General features: G+C 73.6%; 19 protein-coding genes and 1 riboswitch. Of the genes, 10 read left to right on the top strand and 9 right to left on the bottom strand.

Annotated features, from left to right (window positions below):
• Positions 1-13: 13 nt before the first annotated feature.
• Genes AC4IHM_RS23285 through AC4IHM_RS23275 form a run of 3 tightly spaced genes read right to left on the bottom strand, consistent with a single transcriptional unit; the run spans position 14 to position 3,209 of the window.
• Complete coding sequence (locus tag AC4IHM_RS23285) at positions 14-1,093, bottom strand: prenyltransferase (protein ID WP_490868948.1); 1,080 nt, start codon at positions 1,091-1,093, stop codon at positions 14-16.
• Complete coding sequence (locus tag AC4IHM_RS23280; protein WP_490868947.1) at positions 1,090-1,824, bottom strand: class I SAM-dependent methyltransferase; 735 nt, start codon at positions 1,822-1,824, stop codon at positions 1,090-1,092. The genes AC4IHM_RS23285 and AC4IHM_RS23280 overlap by 4 nt, the downstream gene beginning before the upstream one ends.
• Complete coding sequence (locus AC4IHM_RS23275; RefSeq protein WP_490868946.1) at positions 1,818-3,209, bottom strand: glycosyltransferase family 4 protein; 1,392 nt, start codon at positions 3,207-3,209, stop codon at positions 1,818-1,820. The genes AC4IHM_RS23280 and AC4IHM_RS23275 overlap by 7 nt, the downstream gene beginning before the upstream one ends.
• 181 nt (positions 3,210-3,390) lie before the next feature.
• Between AC4IHM_RS23275 and AC4IHM_RS23270 the strand changes: the two genes are divergently transcribed.
• Positions 3,391-4,047 (top strand): TetR family transcriptional regulator, encoded by a 657-nt coding sequence (locus AC4IHM_RS23270; RefSeq protein ID WP_490870908.1) that lies wholly within the window; start codon positions 3,391-3,393, stop codon positions 4,045-4,047.
• A 27-nt stretch (positions 4,048-4,074) separates the two neighbouring features.
• On the opposite strand, the gene AC4IHM_RS23265 is transcribed toward AC4IHM_RS23270, so the two are convergent.
• Positions 4,075-4,746 carry a phosphotransferase gene (locus AC4IHM_RS23265; protein ID WP_490868945.1) on the bottom strand — a complete coding sequence of 224 codons (672 nt, stop codon included), beginning with the start codon at positions 4,744-4,746 and terminating at the stop codon, positions 4,075-4,077.
• A 99-nt stretch (positions 4,747-4,845) separates the two neighbouring features.
• Positions 4,846-4,903, top strand: a riboswitch (cobalamin riboswitch).
• Positions 4,904-5,069: 166 nt separating this feature from the next.
• On the opposite strand from AC4IHM_RS23265, the gene AC4IHM_RS23260 reads away from it, so the two are divergent.
• The 5 genes from AC4IHM_RS23260 to AC4IHM_RS23240 are packed head-to-tail and all read left to right on the top strand — an operon-like array spanning position 5,070 to position 10,785.
• Complete coding sequence (locus AC4IHM_RS23260; RefSeq protein WP_490868944.1) at positions 5,070-6,317, top strand: SCO2321 family membrane protein; 1,248 nt, start codon at positions 5,070-5,072, stop codon at positions 6,315-6,317.
• On the top strand, positions 6,314-6,958 hold the full coding sequence (locus tag AC4IHM_RS23255; RefSeq protein ID WP_490868943.1) for an SCO2322 family protein: 645 nt from the start codon (positions 6,314-6,316) through the stop codon (positions 6,956-6,958). The genes AC4IHM_RS23260 and AC4IHM_RS23255 overlap by 4 nt, the downstream gene beginning before the upstream one ends.
• Complete coding sequence (locus tag AC4IHM_RS23250; RefSeq protein WP_490868942.1) at positions 6,945-8,234, top strand: energy-coupling factor transporter transmembrane component T; 1,290 nt, start codon at positions 6,945-6,947, stop codon at positions 8,232-8,234. The genes AC4IHM_RS23255 and AC4IHM_RS23250 overlap by 14 nt, the downstream gene beginning before the upstream one ends.
• A complete protein-coding gene (locus AC4IHM_RS23245) occupies positions 8,231-9,931 on the top strand; it encodes an ABC transporter ATP-binding protein (RefSeq protein ID WP_490868941.1) in 1,701 nt (566 codons plus the stop codon). The genes AC4IHM_RS23250 and AC4IHM_RS23245 overlap by 4 nt, the downstream gene beginning before the upstream one ends.
• Entirely contained in the window at positions 9,928-10,785 is an 858-nt protein-coding gene (locus AC4IHM_RS23240; RefSeq protein WP_490868940.1) for an ECF transporter S component, read from the top strand. The genes AC4IHM_RS23245 and AC4IHM_RS23240 overlap by 4 nt, the downstream gene beginning before the upstream one ends.
• 179 nt (positions 10,786-10,964) lie before the next feature.
• Here the strand turns inward: AC4IHM_RS23240 and AC4IHM_RS23235 are convergent, their stop codons facing one another.
• Complete coding sequence (locus tag AC4IHM_RS23235) at positions 10,965-11,351, bottom strand: ATP-binding protein (protein ID WP_490868939.1); 387 nt, start codon at positions 11,349-11,351, stop codon at positions 10,965-10,967.
• 145 nt (positions 11,352-11,496) lie between these two features.
• Here AC4IHM_RS23235 and AC4IHM_RS23230 point away from each other — a divergent pair, with 145 nt between their 5' ends.
• On the top strand, positions 11,497-12,345 hold the full coding sequence (locus tag AC4IHM_RS23230; protein ID WP_490868938.1) for a helix-turn-helix domain-containing protein: 849 nt from the start codon (positions 11,497-11,499) through the stop codon (positions 12,343-12,345).
• Complete coding sequence (locus AC4IHM_RS23225; protein WP_490868937.1) at positions 12,320-12,577, top strand: DUF397 domain-containing protein; 258 nt, start codon at positions 12,320-12,322, stop codon at positions 12,575-12,577. The genes AC4IHM_RS23230 and AC4IHM_RS23225 overlap by 26 nt, the downstream gene beginning before the upstream one ends.
• 43 nt (positions 12,578-12,620) lie before the next feature.
• Here the strand turns inward: AC4IHM_RS23225 and AC4IHM_RS23220 are convergent, their stop codons facing one another.
• Positions 12,621-14,717 (bottom strand): bifunctional glycosyltransferase 87/phosphatase PAP2 family protein, encoded by a 2,097-nt coding sequence (locus AC4IHM_RS23220; protein WP_490868936.1) that lies wholly within the window; start codon positions 14,715-14,717, stop codon positions 12,621-12,623.
• Between the two features lie 330 nt (positions 14,718-15,047).
• Between AC4IHM_RS23220 and AC4IHM_RS23215 the strand changes: the two genes are divergently transcribed.
• Positions 15,048-15,719 (top strand): O-methyltransferase, encoded by a 672-nt coding sequence (locus AC4IHM_RS23215; RefSeq protein WP_490868935.1) that lies wholly within the window; start codon positions 15,048-15,050, stop codon positions 15,717-15,719.
• A 15-nt stretch (positions 15,720-15,734) separates the two neighbouring features.
• Here the strand turns inward: AC4IHM_RS23215 and AC4IHM_RS23210 are convergent, their stop codons facing one another.
• Positions 15,735-16,127: an FHA domain-containing protein gene (locus AC4IHM_RS23210; protein ID WP_490868934.1), complete on the bottom strand. Its 393-nt coding sequence runs from the start codon at positions 16,125-16,127 to the stop codon at positions 15,735-15,737.
• 96 nt (positions 16,128-16,223) lie between these two features.
• On the opposite strand from AC4IHM_RS23210, the gene AC4IHM_RS23205 reads away from it, so the two are divergent.
• Positions 16,224-16,631 carry a DnaJ family domain-containing protein gene (locus AC4IHM_RS23205; protein WP_490868933.1) on the top strand — a complete coding sequence of 136 codons (408 nt, stop codon included), beginning with the start codon at positions 16,224-16,226 and terminating at the stop codon, positions 16,629-16,631.
• A gap of 11 nt (positions 16,632-16,642) precedes the next feature.
• Here the strand turns inward: AC4IHM_RS23205 and AC4IHM_RS23200 are convergent, their stop codons facing one another.
• Positions 16,643-17,170: a hypothetical protein gene (locus tag AC4IHM_RS23200; RefSeq protein ID WP_490868932.1), complete on the bottom strand. Its 528-nt coding sequence runs from the start codon at positions 17,168-17,170 to the stop codon at positions 16,643-16,645.
• 5 nt (positions 17,171-17,175) lie between these two features.
• Positions 17,176-17,841, bottom strand: a complete 666-nt coding sequence (locus AC4IHM_RS23195) for a hypothetical protein (RefSeq protein ID WP_490868931.1) — start codon at positions 17,839-17,841, stop codon at positions 17,176-17,178.
• Positions 17,842-17,843 lie beyond the last annotated feature (2 nt).

The raw sequence follows: 17,843 nt of genomic DNA, 5'->3' as shown, positions 1-17,843 counted from the left end.
TCCGCCGCGCCGCTCAGCCGCAGCAGTCCGGGTCGAGGCCCCTCGGCAGGCGGTCGCCGGAGAAGACCTGGCAGGTGGCCTCGTGTCCGCCGAGCGCGGCGACGGCGAGGAGCAGGGAGCCGGCCGTCCAGGTGGTCAGCTCCCGCGGCCAGAGCGCCCGGTCCTCGAAGACGTAGCCGGTCCAGTACAGGCCGCTGTCCGCGTCCCGGAGGTGCTGGATGGACTGCAGTATCCGCAGGGCGTGGTCGGACTCGCCCACCGCCCACAGGGCGAGCGCGAGTTCGGCCGACTCGCCGCCGGTCACCCACGGGTTGGGCACGACGCAGCGCACGCCGAGGCCCGGGACCACGAAGCGGTCCCAGCTCTCCGCGATGCGGGACCTGGCCTCCGTGCCGGTCAGCGCGCCGCCCAGCACGGGGTAGTACCAGTCCATCGAGTAGCGGCCCTTGTCGAGGAAGCGCTCCGGGTGCCGGCGGATGGCGTGCCGCAGCGCGCCCGCCGCCAGTTCCCAGTCGGGCTGCGGCTCTTCGCGCTGCTCGGCGACGGCGAGCGCGCAGCGCAGGGCGTGGTGGATGGACGAACTGCCGGTCAGCAGGGCGTCGGTGGTGTCGGTGCCGTCCTGGTCGCGGCGCCAGCCGATCTGTCCGCCGGGCTGCTGGAGGCGCAGGACGAACTCGACCGCCGCGTGGACGACGGGCCACATCCGGTCCAGGAACGTGTCGTCGCCGGTGGCGAGGTAGTGGTGCCAGACGCCCACGGCGACGTAGGCGACGAAGTTGGTCTCCCGGCCGCGGTCGGTGACGGCGGCGAAGTCCCCGTCGGCGTAGGCCGCGTACCAGGAGCCGTCCTCGTTCTGGTGTTCGGCCAGCCACGTGTAGGCCCGCGCGGCGGCCTCGTGCTCGTCCGCCGCGTCCAGGGCCATCGCCGCCTCGACGTGGTCCCAGGGGTCGAGATGGTGCCCGCGGAACCAGGGGATCGCGCCGTCCTCGCGCTGGTGGGCGAGGATGCCGCGGACGGTCTCGGCGGCCTGCGCGTCGGTGAGGACGCCGGGCAGGACGAGGTGTTCGGTGCGGGGTGTGCGGGAGGTGGTCACGCGGCGTCCACGGGCGGCAGGTGCGGCTTGGTCGCGTAGGCCACGAAGCTCTTGCCGATCAGCGGGTTCAGCGCCTGCTCGGCGACCCGCGTCGCCAGCGGCTTCTTCATGATGTCCCAGACCAGCAGCTTGTGGTACGCGCGCACCGGCAGCGCCTTGTCGTTGTCGACGCCGAACGCGCACTTCAGCCACCAGTACGGCGAGTGCAGCCCGTGCGCGTGGTGGGTGCCGTAGGGCCTGAGTCCCGCCTCGCGGACGCGGGCGAGGAGCTGGTCGGCCCGGTAGATGCGGATGTGGCCGCCCTCGACCTCGTGGTAGGCGTCGGACAGGGTCCAGCAGACCTTCTCGGGGCCGTAGCGCGGCACGGTGATCGCGATGCGCCCGCCGGGCTTGAGGACGCGGACCATCTCGGCGAGTACGCCCTTGTCGTCGGGGATGTGCTCCATCACCTCGGAGATGATGACGACGTCGAAGGACTCGTCGGGGAAGGGCAGGGCGAGCGCGTCGCCCTCCATCGCGGTGGCGGTGGCGCCGGCCGGGGCCTCGCCGGCCTCCTCCATCGCCGCGAACCACTTGGCGACCTCGCGGATCTCCTCGGCGCTGCGGTCCAGCGCCACGACCCGGGCGCCGCGCCGGTAGCACTCGAACGCGTGCCGGCCGGCGCCGCAGCCGAGGTCCAGTACGCGGTCGCCCGGGGCGAGCGGGAACCGGGAGAAGTCGACGGTCAGCACGTGGCCCTGCTTTCGGGGTAGACGCCGGTGTCACTGGCGGGCGTCGCGGGGACGGCCCTCGGGGTGGTCGTGGAGGAGCCGACGGCCTCCCGGTAGCGGGCGGCCGTGCCCTCGGCGGCGCGGGCCCAGGTGAAGTGGCGCAGTACGCGTTCGCGGCCGGCCGCGCCGAGCCGGGCCCGCAGTTCGCGGTCGCCCAGCAGCCGGTTCAGTGCGGCGGCCAGCGCGCCCGCGTCGCCGGGCGGCACGGCGAGGCAGGTCTCGCCGTCGCGTCCGGCGACCTCCGGGACCGCGCCGCCGGTCGTGGCGAGCAGGGCCGTGCCCGTCGCCATGGCCTCGGCGGCGGGCAGCGAGAACCCCTCGTACAGCGACGGCACGCAGGCGACCTCGGCCGAGCGCACCAGGCCGACGAGTTCGGCGTCGGAGATGCCCTTGACGAACTCGACGGCGCCTTCGAGGCCGTACCGCTCGATCGCCTGGGCGACGGGCCCCTCGGCGGGCCGGCTGCCGACCACGACGAGGTGCGCGCGCGGGTGTTCGGCACGCGTCTTGGCCAGCGCCTCGACGAGGAAGACCAGGCCCTTGAGCGGCACGTCCGCGCTGGAGGTCGTCACGATCCGGCCCGGTACCCGGGGCACCGACGGGTCGGGCGAGAACAGGTCGGTGTCGGCGCCGATGTGGACGACGTGGACGCGGTCGTCCCGTACGCCGAGATGGTCGACGATCTCCTGGCGGGAGGTGCCGGAGACGGTGAGCACGCAGGGCAGGCGGCGCGCGACCCGCTTCTGCATGCGGGTGAACGCGTACCAGCGGCGCACCGAGTACCGCTGTCTGCGGCTGCCGGCGGCGTCCAGTTCCAGTTGCCGGTCGACGGTGATGGGGTGGTGGATGGTGGTGACGAGGGGGGCGCCCACGTCGCCCAACAGGCCGTAGCCGAGCGTCTGGTTGTCGTGGACGACGTTGAAGTCGCCGCGGCGGGCGCGCAGATGGCGGCGGGCGCGCAGCGAGAACGTCAGGGGTTCCGGGAAGCCGCCGGTCCACATCGTGCCGACCTCCACCGCGTCGATCCAGTCGCGGTACTCGCCGCGCTTGGGGGTGCGGAAGGGGTCGGGCTGGCGGTAGAGGTCGAGGCTGGGCAGCTCGGTGAGGGACAGCCGCTCGTCGCCGCCCTGTCCGTCGAGCACGTCGAGCACGGGGTAGGGCTGGGCGCCGATGACCTCGATCCGGTGGCCGAGGCGGGCCAGTTCGCGCGAGAGGTGGCGGACGTAGACGCCCTGGCCGCCGCAGAACGGGTTCCCCTTGTAGGTGAGGAGTGCGATGCGGAGCGGTCGCAAGCCGTCGGCGGCGGGCTCCGGACCGGGACCCGCCTGACTGGCCTCTGCGGTCACTCTGGGCCCCCTTCTCACTGCACTGTCCCGCGACACTATGCCGGGACGTTAATCTAGAACAAGTTTCAGACTTGATCGTCAGCGGCTCCGAATCTACCGGCAGGTAGGGAAGCTGTGACGAGTGGATCAGGTGATTCACGCCACGGCACGACACGCCGCCCGGCCGGGTGAGGGGGAGCAGGTGACCAAGGTGGACAACCCGGAGGCGGAAGCCGCCGGTTCCGCGCGCCGCTCCGCCGCCCCGTCCCTCACCGAGCGGCAGCGGGCGCGCCGCCGCCGCATCCTGCACGCGACCGCCCGGCTGGCCTGCCGGGGCGGCTTCGAGGCGGTGCAGATGCGCGCGGTCGCGGAGTCGTCGCAGGTCGCCCTCGGCACGCTCTACCGGTACTTCCCGTCCAAGGTCCATCTGCTGGTCGCGACCATGCACGACCAGTTGGAGCGGCTGCACGGCACCCTGCGCAAGAGCCCGCCCACCGGGGAGACGGCCGCCGAGCGGGTGGCGCAGACCCTGATGCGGGCCTTCGTCGCGCTCCAGCGCGAACCCCGGCTGGCCGAGGCGATGGCGCGCGCCCTGACCTTCGCCGACCGCGGGGTCTCCCCGGAGGTCGACCAGGTCTCCCGGCAGACCACGGCGATCATCCTGGACGCGATGGGCGGCCTGGACAATCCCACCGCCGAGCAGCTCTCCGCGGTCCGCGTCATCGAGCACACCTGGCTCTCCACCCTGATCACCTGGCTCGCGGGGCGCGCCTCCCTCGCCCAGGTGGGGGCGGACATCGAGACGGTGTGCCGGCTGATCGACCTGACGGAGGCGGGGCGGGCCCCGACCCGTCCGTGAGGACCGGCCGCCCGGTCCAGGTGCCGCTCAGCCCAGGTGGGAGCGGATCAGGTCCTCGGCGGCGGGCAGCAGCTCCAGCTCGGCGCGGCTCATGGTCGGGTTGGCCGCGCGTCGTGCCCGCGCCCGTGCGAGGCCCCGTGGGGTGAGTGCGGACGGGTCGGCGAGCAGGGCGGCCGGCACGGCGCCGGCGGGGTCGGCCATCGGCCCGTCACCGGCCGCCACCTGGGCGAGGATCACCGCGGACATGCCCCAGTCGAGGCCGGGGTCCCCCTCCTCGGCGTTGGACCAGTCGATGACCCGGGGGCCGTCGGCGGTCAGGATCACGTTGTCCGGGTGCAGATCCAGGTGGAGGACGCGCGCGTCCGGGTCGGCGGAGCGGTGCGCGGGCACCTCGTGCAGCCGCCGCAGCAGCCCGGCGAGCACGGCGCCCGCCTCGTCCGGCGCCATCGCCCCGTCGAGGAGCGCCCGCAGCATCGTCGGACCGGTCAGCCGCTCCAGTACGAGGTCCGTGCGCGCTGCCCCGGGGCCGCCGGGCCGCACCCTGGGCACCGGGTAGCCGTGCGCGCGCACGTGCTCCATCATCGCGCCCTCGGCCGCCGCGTCCCCGAGGCCCTCGCGGTCGCGGCGCAGCACCCACGCCTCGTCGATCTCGTACACGTCGGCCGTACGCCCCGCCCCGATCAGGCTCCCCATGCGCATACCCGGAACGTATCCTCCGGCCGCCCCCGCCGTACGACCGCCTCTCGGGCCGCCTCCGGCGGGCGGGTAAGGTGGCCGCGTCGTCATCACACCGTACGGGGGGAAGCCGGTGCAATTCCGGCGCTGACCCGCAACCGTGAACCGCCCGCCGAGACCCCGTGAGGGCCTGTCCGGGCGGTGAGCCGGACTGCCCCGGGACGGACGTGACCGGCTCACGTGCCCGGCGCCCGCCGGAGCACGGGCACCGTCGAGGCATACGGGGCCGAGCCGCCGGGGGTGCCCCCTGCTGCCCGGTCCCGCACAGGGAAAGGCACCCGCCGATCATGAACGTCCGCCGCCGGGGCAGCGCCGCGGCGCTTGCCGCCATAGCCGTGCTCGGCGCCTCCGCCGCGCCCGCGGTCGCCGCCGACCCGTCGCCGTCCGCCGCCGCGTCCACGCCGGCCACGCCGTCCGGTCTGTACGGCACCGCCGACCCCCAGTACGACGGTGTCTGGCGCCAGTCCCTCGCCCTGCTCGCGCAGGACACGGTGGGTGTGGTCCCGTCGTCGAAGGCCGTGGACTGGCTCACCGGGCAGCAGTGCGACGACGGCGGCTTCGCCCCGTTCCGCGCCGACCCCGCCAAGGCGTGCGACGCCACGACCATGGTCGACACCAACAGCACGGCCGCCGCCGTCCAGGCGCTGCGGGCCCTCGGCGGGCACGGCGACGCCGTCGAGGCCGCCCTCGCCTGGCTGAAGTCCGTACAGAACAAGGACGGCGGCTGGGGCTACACCCCTGGCGGCGCCAGCGACGCCAACTCCACCTCCCTCGTCATCGGCACCCTCGCCGCCGCCGGCACCGAGCCCGAGCGGGTCGAGAAGGCCGGCCGGACCCCGTACGACGCCCTGCTGGCCTTCGCCCTGCCCTGCGCCGAGGACGAGGGCGCGGGCGCCTTCGCCTTCCAGCCGGACAAGGACGGCAAGCTGCTCGCCAACGCGGACGCCACGGCCGCCGGGGTCCTCGGCGCGCTCGGCAAGGGCCTGGTCACCGGGGCGGGCAGGGCGGCGGGCGAGGTCACCTGCGCCGACGCGAAGAAGCCGACCCGCGAGCAGGCCGCCGCGAACGGCGCCGCCCACCTGGCCGCCGCCGTCGCCGAGGACGGCCACCTCACGACCAGCCTCGGCGGCTCCGCCGACCAGCCCGACTACGGCAACACCGCCGACGCGGTCGTCGCCATCGCCGCGCAGGGCGGCGCGGACCGGGCGGCCAAGCCGCTGGCCTGGCTGGAGAAGAACGCCGCGGACTGGGCGGAGCAGAGCGGCCCCGCGGCCTACGCCCAGCTGATCTTCGCCGCCCATGCCACGGGCACCGATCCCCGCGCCTTCGGCGGCACCGACCTGGTGACCGGGCTCAACGCGACGGGACCGGCTCCGCAGGGCGCCAAGGCGGCCGAGGGCGCGGGCGCGAGCGACAAGTCCGACGCGAAGGACGACTCCCCCTTCGGCGTCTGGTGGTTCGTCGGCGTCTGCCTGGTCTTCGGCATCGGCATCGGTTTCCTGCTCAGCAACCGCAACAAGAAGCGGCAGCCGTGACCCGCCGCGTCCTCCTGCTCGCCCTGGCCGCGTGCCTGCTCATCGGGGGCGCGGGCCAGGCGCAGGCCGCCGGCTACCGCTACTGGTCCTTCTGGGACCGCGCCGGTGGCCACTGGGTCTACGCGACCCAGGGCCCGTCCACCGCCCGCCCCTTTGACGGCGATGTCCAGGGCTTCCGCTTCGCGGTGAGCGAGGACTCCGGGGACGCGGAGCAGCCGCGCGGCACGGCGGACTTCGCGGCGATCTGCGCGAAGACGCCGGCCGAGGAGGGCCGCAAGCGGGTGGCGCTGGTCCTGGACTTCGGCACGGCGTCCGACGCCGCGTCCGGCGAGAGTCCGCCGGCCGGGCGCACGGCGTGCGCGAGCCTCTCCCCCGACGCCACCACCGCCGACGCCCTCGCCGCCGTGGCGGGCCCGCTCCGCTACGACACCAACGCCCTGCTGTGCGCGATCGCGGGGTATCCGAAGACGGGGTGCGGGGAGCAGCTGGCACGGGAAGGCGCCTCCGCGGCCCCGGAGCGCGGCAACACCCAGGCCGGCGACGGCCCGTCGGCCGGCCTCGTCGCAGGCATCGCGATCGTCGCCACCCTGGGCACGGCAGCGGCCTGGCAAGCAAGGCGGCGCAGAAATGCCACCGACTGACCCAGATCCCACCCAGCCTGCGGGCAGTCGTGCCGCTGGGGCGGCACGGGTGGGCGCAGGCGGCACCCCGCCGGCGCGGGCCGGCGCCCCCGGCCTCCACGACCAGCGCACCACCGGCACCCCGTCGACGCGGGCCGGCGCCCCCGACCCCTACGACCACCACAACACCCGCACCCCGCCGACACGGACCGGCGCCCGCCAAACCACCCCCCTGCACCCCGGCGCCTGGTGGCTCTGGGCGCTGGCGCTCGGGACTGCCGCCACCCGCACCACCAACCCCCTCCTGCTCGCCCTCCTCGGCACCGTCTCCGCCTACGTCGTCATCACCCGCCGCCCCCACACCCCCTGGTCCCGCTCCTACGGCGCCTTCGTCAAGCTCGCCCTCGCCGTGCTCGTGATCCGCCTCCTGTTCACCACGGTCCTCGGCTCCCCGATCCCCGGCACGCACACCCTGTTCACGCTCCCCGAAGTCCCCCTCCCCGACTGGGCGCAGGGCATCCGCCTCGGCGGCCGGGTCACCGCGGAGGGCCTCGCCTTCGCCCTGTACGACGCGATGAGGCTGGCCACCCTCCTGGTCTGCGTCGGCGCCGCGAACGCCCTCGCCAACCCCTCCCGCCTCCTCAAGTCCCTCCCCGGCGCCCTGTACGAGATGGGCGTGGCCGTCGTCGTCGCCCTCACCTTCGCGCCGAACCTCATCGCCGACGTACAGCGCCTGCGCGCCGCCCGCCGTCTCAGGGGCCGCCCCGACAAGGGCGTACGCGGCCTGCTCCAGGTCGGACTGCCGGTACTGGAGGGCGCCCTGGAGCGCTCCGTCTCCCTCGCCGCCGCGATGGACGCCCGCGGCTACGGCCGTACCGCGCAGGTCCCCGCCCGGGTGCGCCGGACCACCGCCGCCCTCACCCTGGGTGGTCTGCTCGGCGTCTGCGCGGGAACGTACGGAGTGCTGACCGCCGCGGGCGGCACGTACGGCGTGCCGGTCCTCCTCGCCGGTCTCGCCGCCGCGCTCGCGGGCCTGTGGCTCGGCGGCCGCAGGTCGGTCCGCACCCGTTACCGCCCGGACCGCTGGGGCGCCCGCGCCTGGCTGGTCACCGCATCCGGCGCGGCCGTCGCGGCGCTGCTGTTCCTCGCCGCCGCCCGCGACCCGGCGGCGCTGCACCCGGGCGTGGTCCCGCTGGTCGCGCCGACGCTCCCGCTGTGGCCCGCGGCGGCCGTACTCCTCGGTCTGCTCCCGGCGTTCGTCACCCCCGCACCCGCACCCGTCAAGGAGCCGTCGTGATCCGCTTCGAGGAAGTCTCCGTGACGTACGACGGCGTGGCCGAACCCACCGTCCAGGGCGTGGACTTCGAGGTCCCCGAGGGCGAACTCGTCCTGCTCGCGGGCCCGTCGGGGGTCGGCAAGTCCACGATCCTCGGCGCGGTCGGCGGCCTCGTGCCGCACTTCACCGGCGGCACCCTGCGCGGCCGGGTCACGGTGGCCGGCCGCGACACCCGCACCCACAAGCCGCGCGAACTCGCCGACGTGGTCGGCACGGTGGGGCAGGATCCGCTCTCCCACTTCGTGACGGACACCGTCGAGGACGAACTCGCCTACGGCATGGAGTCGTTGGGCCTGCCCCCGGCCGTGATGCGGCGCCGTGTCGAGGAGACCCTCGACCTGCTTGGGCTGTCGGACCTGCGGGCCCGTCCCATCGCCACGCTCTCCGGCGGGCAGCAGCAGCGGGTCGCGATCGGCTCGGTGCTCACCCCGCACCCCGAGGTGCTGGTCCTGGACGAGCCGACCTCCGCCCTGGACCCCGCCGCGGCGGAGGAGGTCCTCGCCGTCCTCCAGCGTCTCGTCCACGACCTCGGTACGACGGTCCTGCTGGCCGAGCACCGGCTGGAACGCGTCATCCAGTACGCCGACCAGGTCGTCCTGCTCCCGGCCCCGGGCGCGCCGCCGCTCCTCGGGCCCCCGGCGGAGGTGATGGCCGTGTCCCCGGTGTATCCGCCGGTGGTGGGCCTGGGCAGGCTGGCGGGCTGGTCACCGCTGCCGCTGACGGTCCGGGACGCCCGCCGCCGCGCGGGCCCGCTGCGGGACCGGCTGGCCGACCGGGAGATCCCCGAGCGCACACTGCCGCCGGGCACCGCACCGCTCCCCGCGCCCCGGGCCGCGGCCCCCGCCGCGCGCCGGCGCCTGCTCCCCCGCCGGAGGGCCTCCGGCGCCACGGGGACGCCCTCGACGCCGTACGCCGCCGAGGTCCGCTCCCTCGCCGTCCGCCGCGACCGCGTCCAGGCGTTGCGCCATGTCGACCTGACCGTCTCCCCCGGCGAGACGGTCGCCCTGATGGGCCGCAACGGCGCCGGGAAGTCGACCCTCCTGTCCGCGCTGGTCGGCCTGGTCGAACCGTCCTCCGGCGCGGTCCGGGCCGGGGACGCCGTACCGCACCGCACGGCCCCGCGTGACCTCGTACGCCGGGTCGGCCTGGTGCCGCAGGAGCCGCGCGATCTGCTGTACGCCGACACGGTCGCCGCCGAGTGCGCGGCCGCCGACCGGGACGCGGGGGCACCGGCCGGCACCTGCCGCGCCCTGCTGTCCGAGCTGCTCCCCGGTGTCACGGACGACATCCACCCCCGGGACCTCTCGGAGGGCCAGCGTCTCACCCTCGCCCTGTCCGTCGTCCTCACCGCCCGCCCTCCCCTGCTCCTCCTGGACGAGCCGACGCGCGGCCTGGACTACGCGGCGAAGGCCCGCCTGGCCGGCATCCTGCGCGGCCTGGCCGCCGAGGGCCACGCGATCGTGCTGGCCACCCACGACGTGGAACTGGCCGCCGAGCTGGCCCACCGGGTCGTGCTGCTCGCCGAGGGCGAGGTCATCGCCGACGGCCCGGCGGCCGACGTGGTGGTGGCCTCCCCCGCCTTCGCACCGCAGGTCGCCAAGGTGCTGGCGCCGCGCAAGTGGCTGACGGTCGCACAGGTGCGGGAGGCCCTGGCATGACCGGCGGCGCTCCCGCTCCCCGTGACCGCCAGGCCCGCGCCGTCCGGCTGGGTCCCCGTTCCGTCGCGGCCCTCGTCCTGGTCGGCGCGGTGGGTGTGGCGGGCTTCGGCTGGCCCTTCCTCGCTCCCCCGGACGCCTCGCTGAACGCGCACGCCCAGGACGCGCCGTGGCTGTTCGCGGGGTTGCTGGTGCTGCTGGTGGCCGTGGTGGCGGCGACGATCTCGGAGTCCGGCCTCGGCCCCAAGGCGGTGGCGATGCTCGGGGTCCTCGCGGCGGCGGGCGCGGCGCTGCGTCCGATCGGCGCGGGGACGGCCGGACTTGAGCCGATGTTCTTCCTCATGGTCCTCAGCGGCCGGGTCCTCGGCCCCGGTTTCGGCTTCGTCCTCGGCTCGGTCACGATGTTCGCGTCCGCGCTGCTCACCGGCGGGGTGGGGCCGTGGATGCCCTTCCAGATGCTGGCGATGGGCTGGTTCACGATGGGGGCGGGCCTGCTGCCCTGCCCCGACCGGCTGCGCGGCCGTGCGGAGCTGCTGATGCTGGCCGCGTACGGCTTCCTGGCCGCGTTCGCCTACGGCACGGTGATGAACCTCGCGGGCTGGACCTTCATGAACGCGCTCGCCTCGAACATCGCCTTCGACCCGGACGCGTCGGTCCCCGCCAACCTGGCCCGTTTCCTGGCCTACTGCATGGCCACGTCCCTCGGCTGGGACACGGGCCGCGCCGTCATGACGGTCGTCCTGACCCTCACCCTCGGCCCCCCGGTCCTGAAGGCCCTGCGCCGGGCCACCCGCAGAGCGGCCTTCGAAGCACCGGTCACTTTCGAGAAGCCCGACGAGTCGAGCCGTCGCGCATGACGAGGCTCCCTCGGCGCTCTCGGAGGGGAGTGGGTCTACTCCTCAACCGTGAGCATCGGAGGCGGAAGTGTCACTGCTGCGCTCAGATGAGACGTTGGAGGACAGGGGAGGTCAAGGTGTTCACGGAAAACGGATGGGGGGGGAGGCTGCTGGGCGACGGGCGCTCCGTGGACGCAAGCTCACGCCGACGGCCGGGAGCGGCTCGCGCACTCGAACCACACCGTCTTGCCGCCCTCCGGCTCGGACCGCACGCCCCACTTGTCGACCACCGCGTCCAGCAGGACCAGCCCACGGCCGCACTCCGCGTCGTCCCCCACCGCGTCGGCCCGGCGGGGCAGGCGCGGACAGCTGTCCGCCACCTCCACCCGAATCCCGCCGCCGCCCGCCTGCCGCAGCAGCACCATCGTGCAGCGGCGGTCCGGGACGTGACGCACGACATTGGCCAGCAGCTCGGTCACGCCGAGTTCCACGGCGTCCGACAGCTCGGTGAGGTCCCACTCGACCAGGTACGAGCGGACGATCCGCCGGACGTGCCGCGCCGAGTGCGCGCCCGGCGTGAAACTCATCCGGTACTGATCCGGGCAATGGCCCAGGAGGACAGAAGGAAAGTATTCGTTCACACCACAAGCCTGACGTGGCCCGACTACCGTGAGCTACCGAACGGATGCAACCGGCCCCACAGTGGACCGAGTTACGCGAGAAGGGCTCAGCGTGACCCAGACCAACGCCCTCGACCCGGGCGCCTCACCGCTCGACTACTACGGCTTTGAGCTGCGGCGCTACCGCGAGGCCGCCGGGCTGACCCAGCGGCAGTTGGGCGACATCGTCAACTACACCGGCTCACTGGTCGGCCAGATCGAGACCGCCCGCAAGCTGCCGACATCGGAGTTCAGCGAACGGGCGGACGCCGCGCTGGGCACGGGCGGACTACTGTCCCGCCTGGTCATCCTGGTGATGCGCAGTCAACAACCGGCCTGGTTTCAGCAAGTGGGGGAGTTGGAGGCGCGGGCGACCGAGATCTGCGCCTTCCAGCCGCACCTGGTCCACGGCCTGCTCCAGACCGAAGCCTACGTACAGGCCGTACTCAGCGCGTTCGACCCGGCGAACCTCGACGACCGCACCGCTGTGCGCCTCGCCCGCCAGCGCGTCTTCGAGAAGAAGCGATCGCCGGTCTACTGGGTGATCCTCAGTGAGGCCGTACTGTGTCAGGAGGTCGGCGGCCGAGAGACCATGCGCGGCCAACTGGCCCGGCTGTTGTCCTTCGAGGACAACCCCCGGGTCAATGTGCAAGTGCTGCCGTTCTCGGTGGGCGCGCACCCGGGGCTCACCGGCGCTTTCAGCCTCTACCACTTCGCCAGGGACCCGGTCATCCTCTACATGGAGAAGTACGGCAGCGGGCATACGACCGCCGATCCGGAGAACGTCAACGACTGTTCACTCCGTTACGATCACCTCCGGGCCGCCGCGCTCTCCCTCAAGGAGTCGGCGGAACTGATCCGCCAGGTGATGGAGGAACGCTATGGGGAGCAAGCCGATGCCGACGAGGATCCAGTGGCGTAAGTCCAGCTACAGCAGCGACCAGGACGGCGACTGCGTGGAGTGCGCGCCACTGGGCCGGCTGGCGTGGCGCAAGTCGTCGTACTGCGGCGACCTGGGTGGCGACTGCGTCGAGATCGCCGAACTGCCCGCCGCGGTCGCCGTACGGGACTCCAAGATCCCGGCGGGACCGGCCCTCACGGTTGCCCCCGCCGTCTTCAGCAGCTTCCTCAGCTGGGCATCCGCGACGGCTTGACGGCCGCGCCCGGGATGGCGGGTTCACCCGGCACCGGTGAGGCTCAGCTCCCGGTGGAGTCCTTGGCCGGGTCCCGGGCGGGGTCCTTGGTTGCCGCCCGGGACGGGGCGGCGGCCACGTCCGTCACCAGCGACGTGCCCTTGACCCCCCGCGCCCGCGGCCCCTGGAACAGGTACGTCAGGCCGAAGCCCCCCGCGACCACGGCCGCGCCGCCCACCGCGTCCAGGACCCAGTGGTTGCCGGTCGCCACGATCGCCGAGACGGTGAACAGGGGGTGGAGGAGGCCCAGGGCCTTCATCCACACCTTCGGCGCGATGAGCGCGATCACCAGCCCGCACCACAGGGACCAGCCGAAGTGCAGCGACGGCATCGCCGCGTACTGGTTGGTGAGGTGCGTCAGCGTGCCGTAGTCCGGCTTCGTGAAGTCCTGCGCGCCGTGCACCGTGTCGATGATCCCGAGCCCCGGCATCAGCCGCGGCGGCGCCAGCGGGTACAGCCAGAAGCCGACCAGGGCCAGCAGCGTCGCGAAGCCCAGGGAGGCGCGGGCCCAGCGGTAGTCGACCGGACGGCGCCAGTACAGGATGCCGAGGACGGTCAGCGGGACCACGAAGTGGAACGACGTGTAGTAGAAGTCGAAGAAGTCCCGCAGCCAGCCGACCTTGACCACCGCGTGGTTGACCGCGTGCTCGATGTCGATGTGCAGGAAGCGCTCGATGTCGAAGATCTGCCGGCCGTGCTCCTCCGCGCGGGCGCGGCCCGCCGAGTTGCTGCCGCCGGTCGCCGCGAGGCGGACCTGGGAGTAGGCGGCGTAGGTGACCCGGATGAGGAGCAGTTCCAGCAGGAGGTTGGGGCGGGTGAGGACCCGGCGCAGGAACGGCAGCAGCGGGACATGCCTGAAGCGGGTCGGCACCGGCGGCGCGCAACTCGCGGCGACCGGCGTCTCGAAGTACGGCGAGGTGCGCGGCAGGAAGGGCACGGCGACGGCGGCGGCCAGCGCCGCGAGCAGGACGACGTTGTCGCGCAGCGGGTACAGGACGGCCATGTTCGGCAGCATCATCTTCGCGGGCAGCGTCATCACCAGGATGACGGCGACCGGCCACACGTACCGGTCGGAGGCCCGTTTGCCGACCCTGCCGACGACCGCGGGCAACACCCACAGCAGTTGGTGCTGCCAGGTGGTCGGGGACACCACGACGGCCGCGCAGCCGGTGACGGCGACCGCGAGCAGCAGTTGGCCGTCGCGGGCGTAGCGCACGGCGCGGCGCAGGGCGAGGACCGCGACGGCCGCGCCGAGGACGAGGAAGAGGGCGATCTCCAGCGGTCCGGAGAGGCCGAGCCGCAGCAGCGCGCCGTGCAACGACTGGTTGGCGAGGTCGTCGGCCTCGCCGCCCAGGCCCACACCGGCCAGATGGTGGACCCAGTAGGTGTACGAGTCCTGCGCCATGGCCGCCCAGGCGAGGGCGGTGCAGGCGAGGAAGGTGATCCCCGTCGACACGGCGGCCCGGCCGCGGTCGGTGAACCACAGCAGCGGGACGAAGAGGAGCACGGTCGGCTGGAACGCGGCGGCGACCCCGATCAGCACGCCGCCGACGCGGTCGCCGTGTCTCCCGCGTACGGCGAAGCAGCCCAGCAGGACCAGGAGGACCGGGATGATGCTGGTCTGGCCGAGCCACAGGGCGTTGCGCACGGGCAGCGACAGCATCAGCAGGCTGACGGCGACGGGCGCCGCCAGAAGGGCCGTACGGCGTCCGACCGGCTTGGGCAGGGCGCGGGCGGCGACCAGGCCGAGGGCGACGACCAGCAGCAGTGAGCCGAAGGTCCAGCCCCAGCCGAGGGCCTGCTCGGCGGCGCGCGTGAAGGGTTTGAGGACCAGGCCGACGAAGGGCGTGCCGGTGAACCGCGTGGAGTCGTAGAGGGAGCCCTCCACGTGCAGGACGCCGTGCTCGCCGACCCAGGTCTCCAGGTCCGTCAGCCGTTCGCCGCGCGGGGTGCCGAGGACCGCGGCCAGCTGTCGTACGGCGAGGACCGCGGCGACCAGCCACAGGGCGAGGCGCGCGACGCGCAGCCGTGCTTGGGTCGCGTCGACGGCCGTGGCCCCGAAGGGCTCCGCCGGTCGCCCGCTGTGCTCCGCATTCGCCACGCCTCGTCGGCCTCCGCCCCGTTCGTACCGCGCCGGTGTACGCGGTGTGTCTTCCTTGCGAAGCCTACGAGGCCCGCAACCGCCCTCCCGAGGGGGAGACGCAGCCGACCCCCGCCCGACCTGACCGCCACCCGCCTCTCGCGGGAGCGAGAAGGATCACAGGGGATCACAGGTCGTGGCGGCATTTGGTGCACTGTGCAACGAAAAGCATACCGGGCGTAAACAGAGCATGGACACGCGCGGCGACGACCCTGACACACGCCCCGGCACGCGACTATCTTCGTTAGCGCACCTACTTAGGAACACTAACGACGCATGAGAGGCCCCGGCATGAGCGAGTCGCAGCTCTGGGACGACGTCGATGCCTACTTCACCACCCACCTCGCACCCGACGACGAACCGTTGGAGGCCGCCCTGCGGGAGAGCCGGGCCGCCCGGCTGCCGCAGGCGAACGTCACCGCCAACCAGGGCAAGTTCCTCCAGCTCCTCGCCCGGATCCAGGGCGCCCGCAGCATCCTGGAGATCGGCACCCTCGGCGGCTACAGCACCATCTGGCTGGCCCGCGCCCTGCCCGCCGACGGCCGCCTGGTCACGCTGGAGTACAGCGAACGGCACGCCGAGGTCGCCACCCGCAACATCGCCCGCGCCGGTCTCGACGCGCTCGTCGACGTACGCGTGGGCCCCGCCCTGGAGTCGCTGCCGAGGCTCGCGGACGAGAACCCGTCGCCCTTCGACCTGGTCTTCATCGACGCCGACAAGGGCAACAACGCGCACTACCTGGAGTGGGCCCTCAAGCTCACCAGCACCGGCAGCCTCGTCGTCGTGGACAACGTGGTCCGCGGCGGCCGGGTGGCGGACGCCGACGACAGCGCCGACGACGTACGCGGCACCCGCGCCGCCATCGAACTGATCGGCAGCCACCCGCGGCTCAGCGGCACGGCGCTCCAGACCGTCGGCAGCAAGGGCTACGACGGGTTCGCGCTGGCCCGGGTGGTGGCCTGAGCCCCGGGGCCCCGGCTACACCTCGTGGTAGAAGCCGACGTTGACGCTGCGCGGCTCGGCGCGGTCCTGGACCACGATCTCGCCGCTGCCGCCCCTCGGCAGCGGCACCGTGCCGCCGTACGCCAAGGCCTGCGTGTGCGGGCCGACGGTGAGCCGGACCTCCGAGGAGGGGTCCGGCTGCGAGCCGCGCAGCCAGGTCAGCGCCCATGTGCCGTCGGGGCCGCACCGGAACTCCAGGTGGACCCGGGAGACGAACAGCCAGTCGTCCGGCGTCGACAGCCGGCACACGGACTTGTCCCGGCCCACCCGCAGCACCGCCTCCGGCTCGCTGGGCGCCTCGGCCATCTGCATCCCGGCCGTGGCACCCGCGTCCGCGGCGCTGACGGCGGCCATGGTGAGTTCGAGCACGTGCGCTCCTTCGAAGACCTCAGAGACGTCCGTCGTTGGCTTGTCGCCGCCGAATGATAGATCGACCGGCGGCACGGTGTCCGGCACACTGAAGTCATGACCGAGCGAAAGCCACCCGGCGTCGACTTCGAGTCCTGGGTCGACAAGCAGATTCGAGACGCGGACGCGCGCGGCGAGTTCGCCGAGTTGCCCGGTGCGGGCAAGCCGCTGCCGAGCGACGTGGACAGCACCTACGACGAACTGTGGTGGGTCAAGCGGAAGATGGCCCGCGAGGGCTTCTCCGTGCTGCCGCCCACGCTGGCCCTGCGCAAGGAGGCGGAGGACGCCCTGGAGGCGGCGGCGAAGGCCCCCTCGGAGCGGGTGGTGCGCCGCATCGTCGAGGAGATCAACGTCAAGATCCGCGACGTCATGTTCAAGCCGCCGCCCGGCCCCCCGCTGGGTCTGAAGCCCTACGACGTCGAAGAGGTCGTACGGCAGTGGCGGGAGCGCCGGGCGGCCGGATAGCGCCGGACGTGTCAGAGGCGCATCAGGCGGTCCGCCAGCTCGCGGTAGTCCCGCAGGGCCAGACGGAGCTGTTCGGTGTCGGTGCCGTGGTCGGGACCGTCGTCGCCGCTGTCCTGCCAGGTCGTGCGCAGGGTCCGGCGGCGCTGTGCCACGGCGTCGGTGAAGCGGGTGGTGATCTCCTCCAGGACGCGGTCGGCCTCCTCCACGGAGGCGCCGGGCGCGTCGACGAATCCGGCCACCGCGTGGTGCAGCCGCTGCCCGAACTTGTCGGACTCGTCGGGCGGCAGGAGCGTCCCCACACCGGCGCTCTCCTCGGCGCGGGCGCCGGTGGTGGAGGACGACGGGGTCCGGGTGGGACTTGAGGCCGCCTTCGGGGGCGTGGTGGAACTCGGTGTCTGTGTCTGTGCCGGTGTCGGTGTCGGTTTCTGTGTCGGGGGCGGGGGCGGGGGTGCGTCGCCCGTCCGCCGGGGGCGGGTGGTGGAGGTCGGCGCGCCTGGTTCGACGGGGAAGTCGCCGGGCTGCCGGGTCAGGTCGGACATGTGTCTCAACTCTCCTTCGGCCGGCGCTTGCCGAGCGACCACGAGTGGTGCGCGCCGGCGGGCGCGGGTTGCTTGCCGTCCGTGTCGCTCCGGTACCGGCCGCCGTCGTGGCGGGCCGGTCGTACCAGGTCTTCGAAGAGCGCGCGGGCCTCGACCATGGCCTCGCGCAGCTCCTCCGTGTCCGCGCCGCCGTCCTCGGCCCCGTCCGCGCGCGTGTGCGTCACGCGGTGCACGCGCCGGTAGCCCTCGACATGGTGGGCGTGGTGCACGGACAGTGCCGCGAGCTGCTCCTCGTACTGTGCGCCGTCCGGGAAGCCCCGGGCACCGGCCAGTTCCGCGAGCAGCCGGTCCGCCTCGCCGACCGCTTCGCGCGGGGAGTCGACGAAGCGCTCCTGCGCCACGGTCCAGCGCGCCTCGTAGCTCTCGCGCTCGGCCGGTTCCAGCGACCGAGCCTGCAACGAGCCGTGGCGTTCGACGCGTTCGGCGAGTTCGCGTTCGGCGGCCTCGGTGTCGCCGTCGTGCCGGGTCACGGCCCGGTCGTATTCGGGCCCGAAGCGTCGCTTCAGGCTTCCGCCGTGCTGGGGGCCCCGTGCGCGCAGGGCAAGGACGGCCGCGACGACGAGCACGACCGCCACGATCACGATCAAAGCGATGATCACGCCTGTGGACATGA

The sequence above is a fragment of the Streptomyces sp. SL06 genome (genome assembly GCF_058244745.1).
This window is presented reverse-complemented; position numbering and strand designations above follow the sequence as displayed.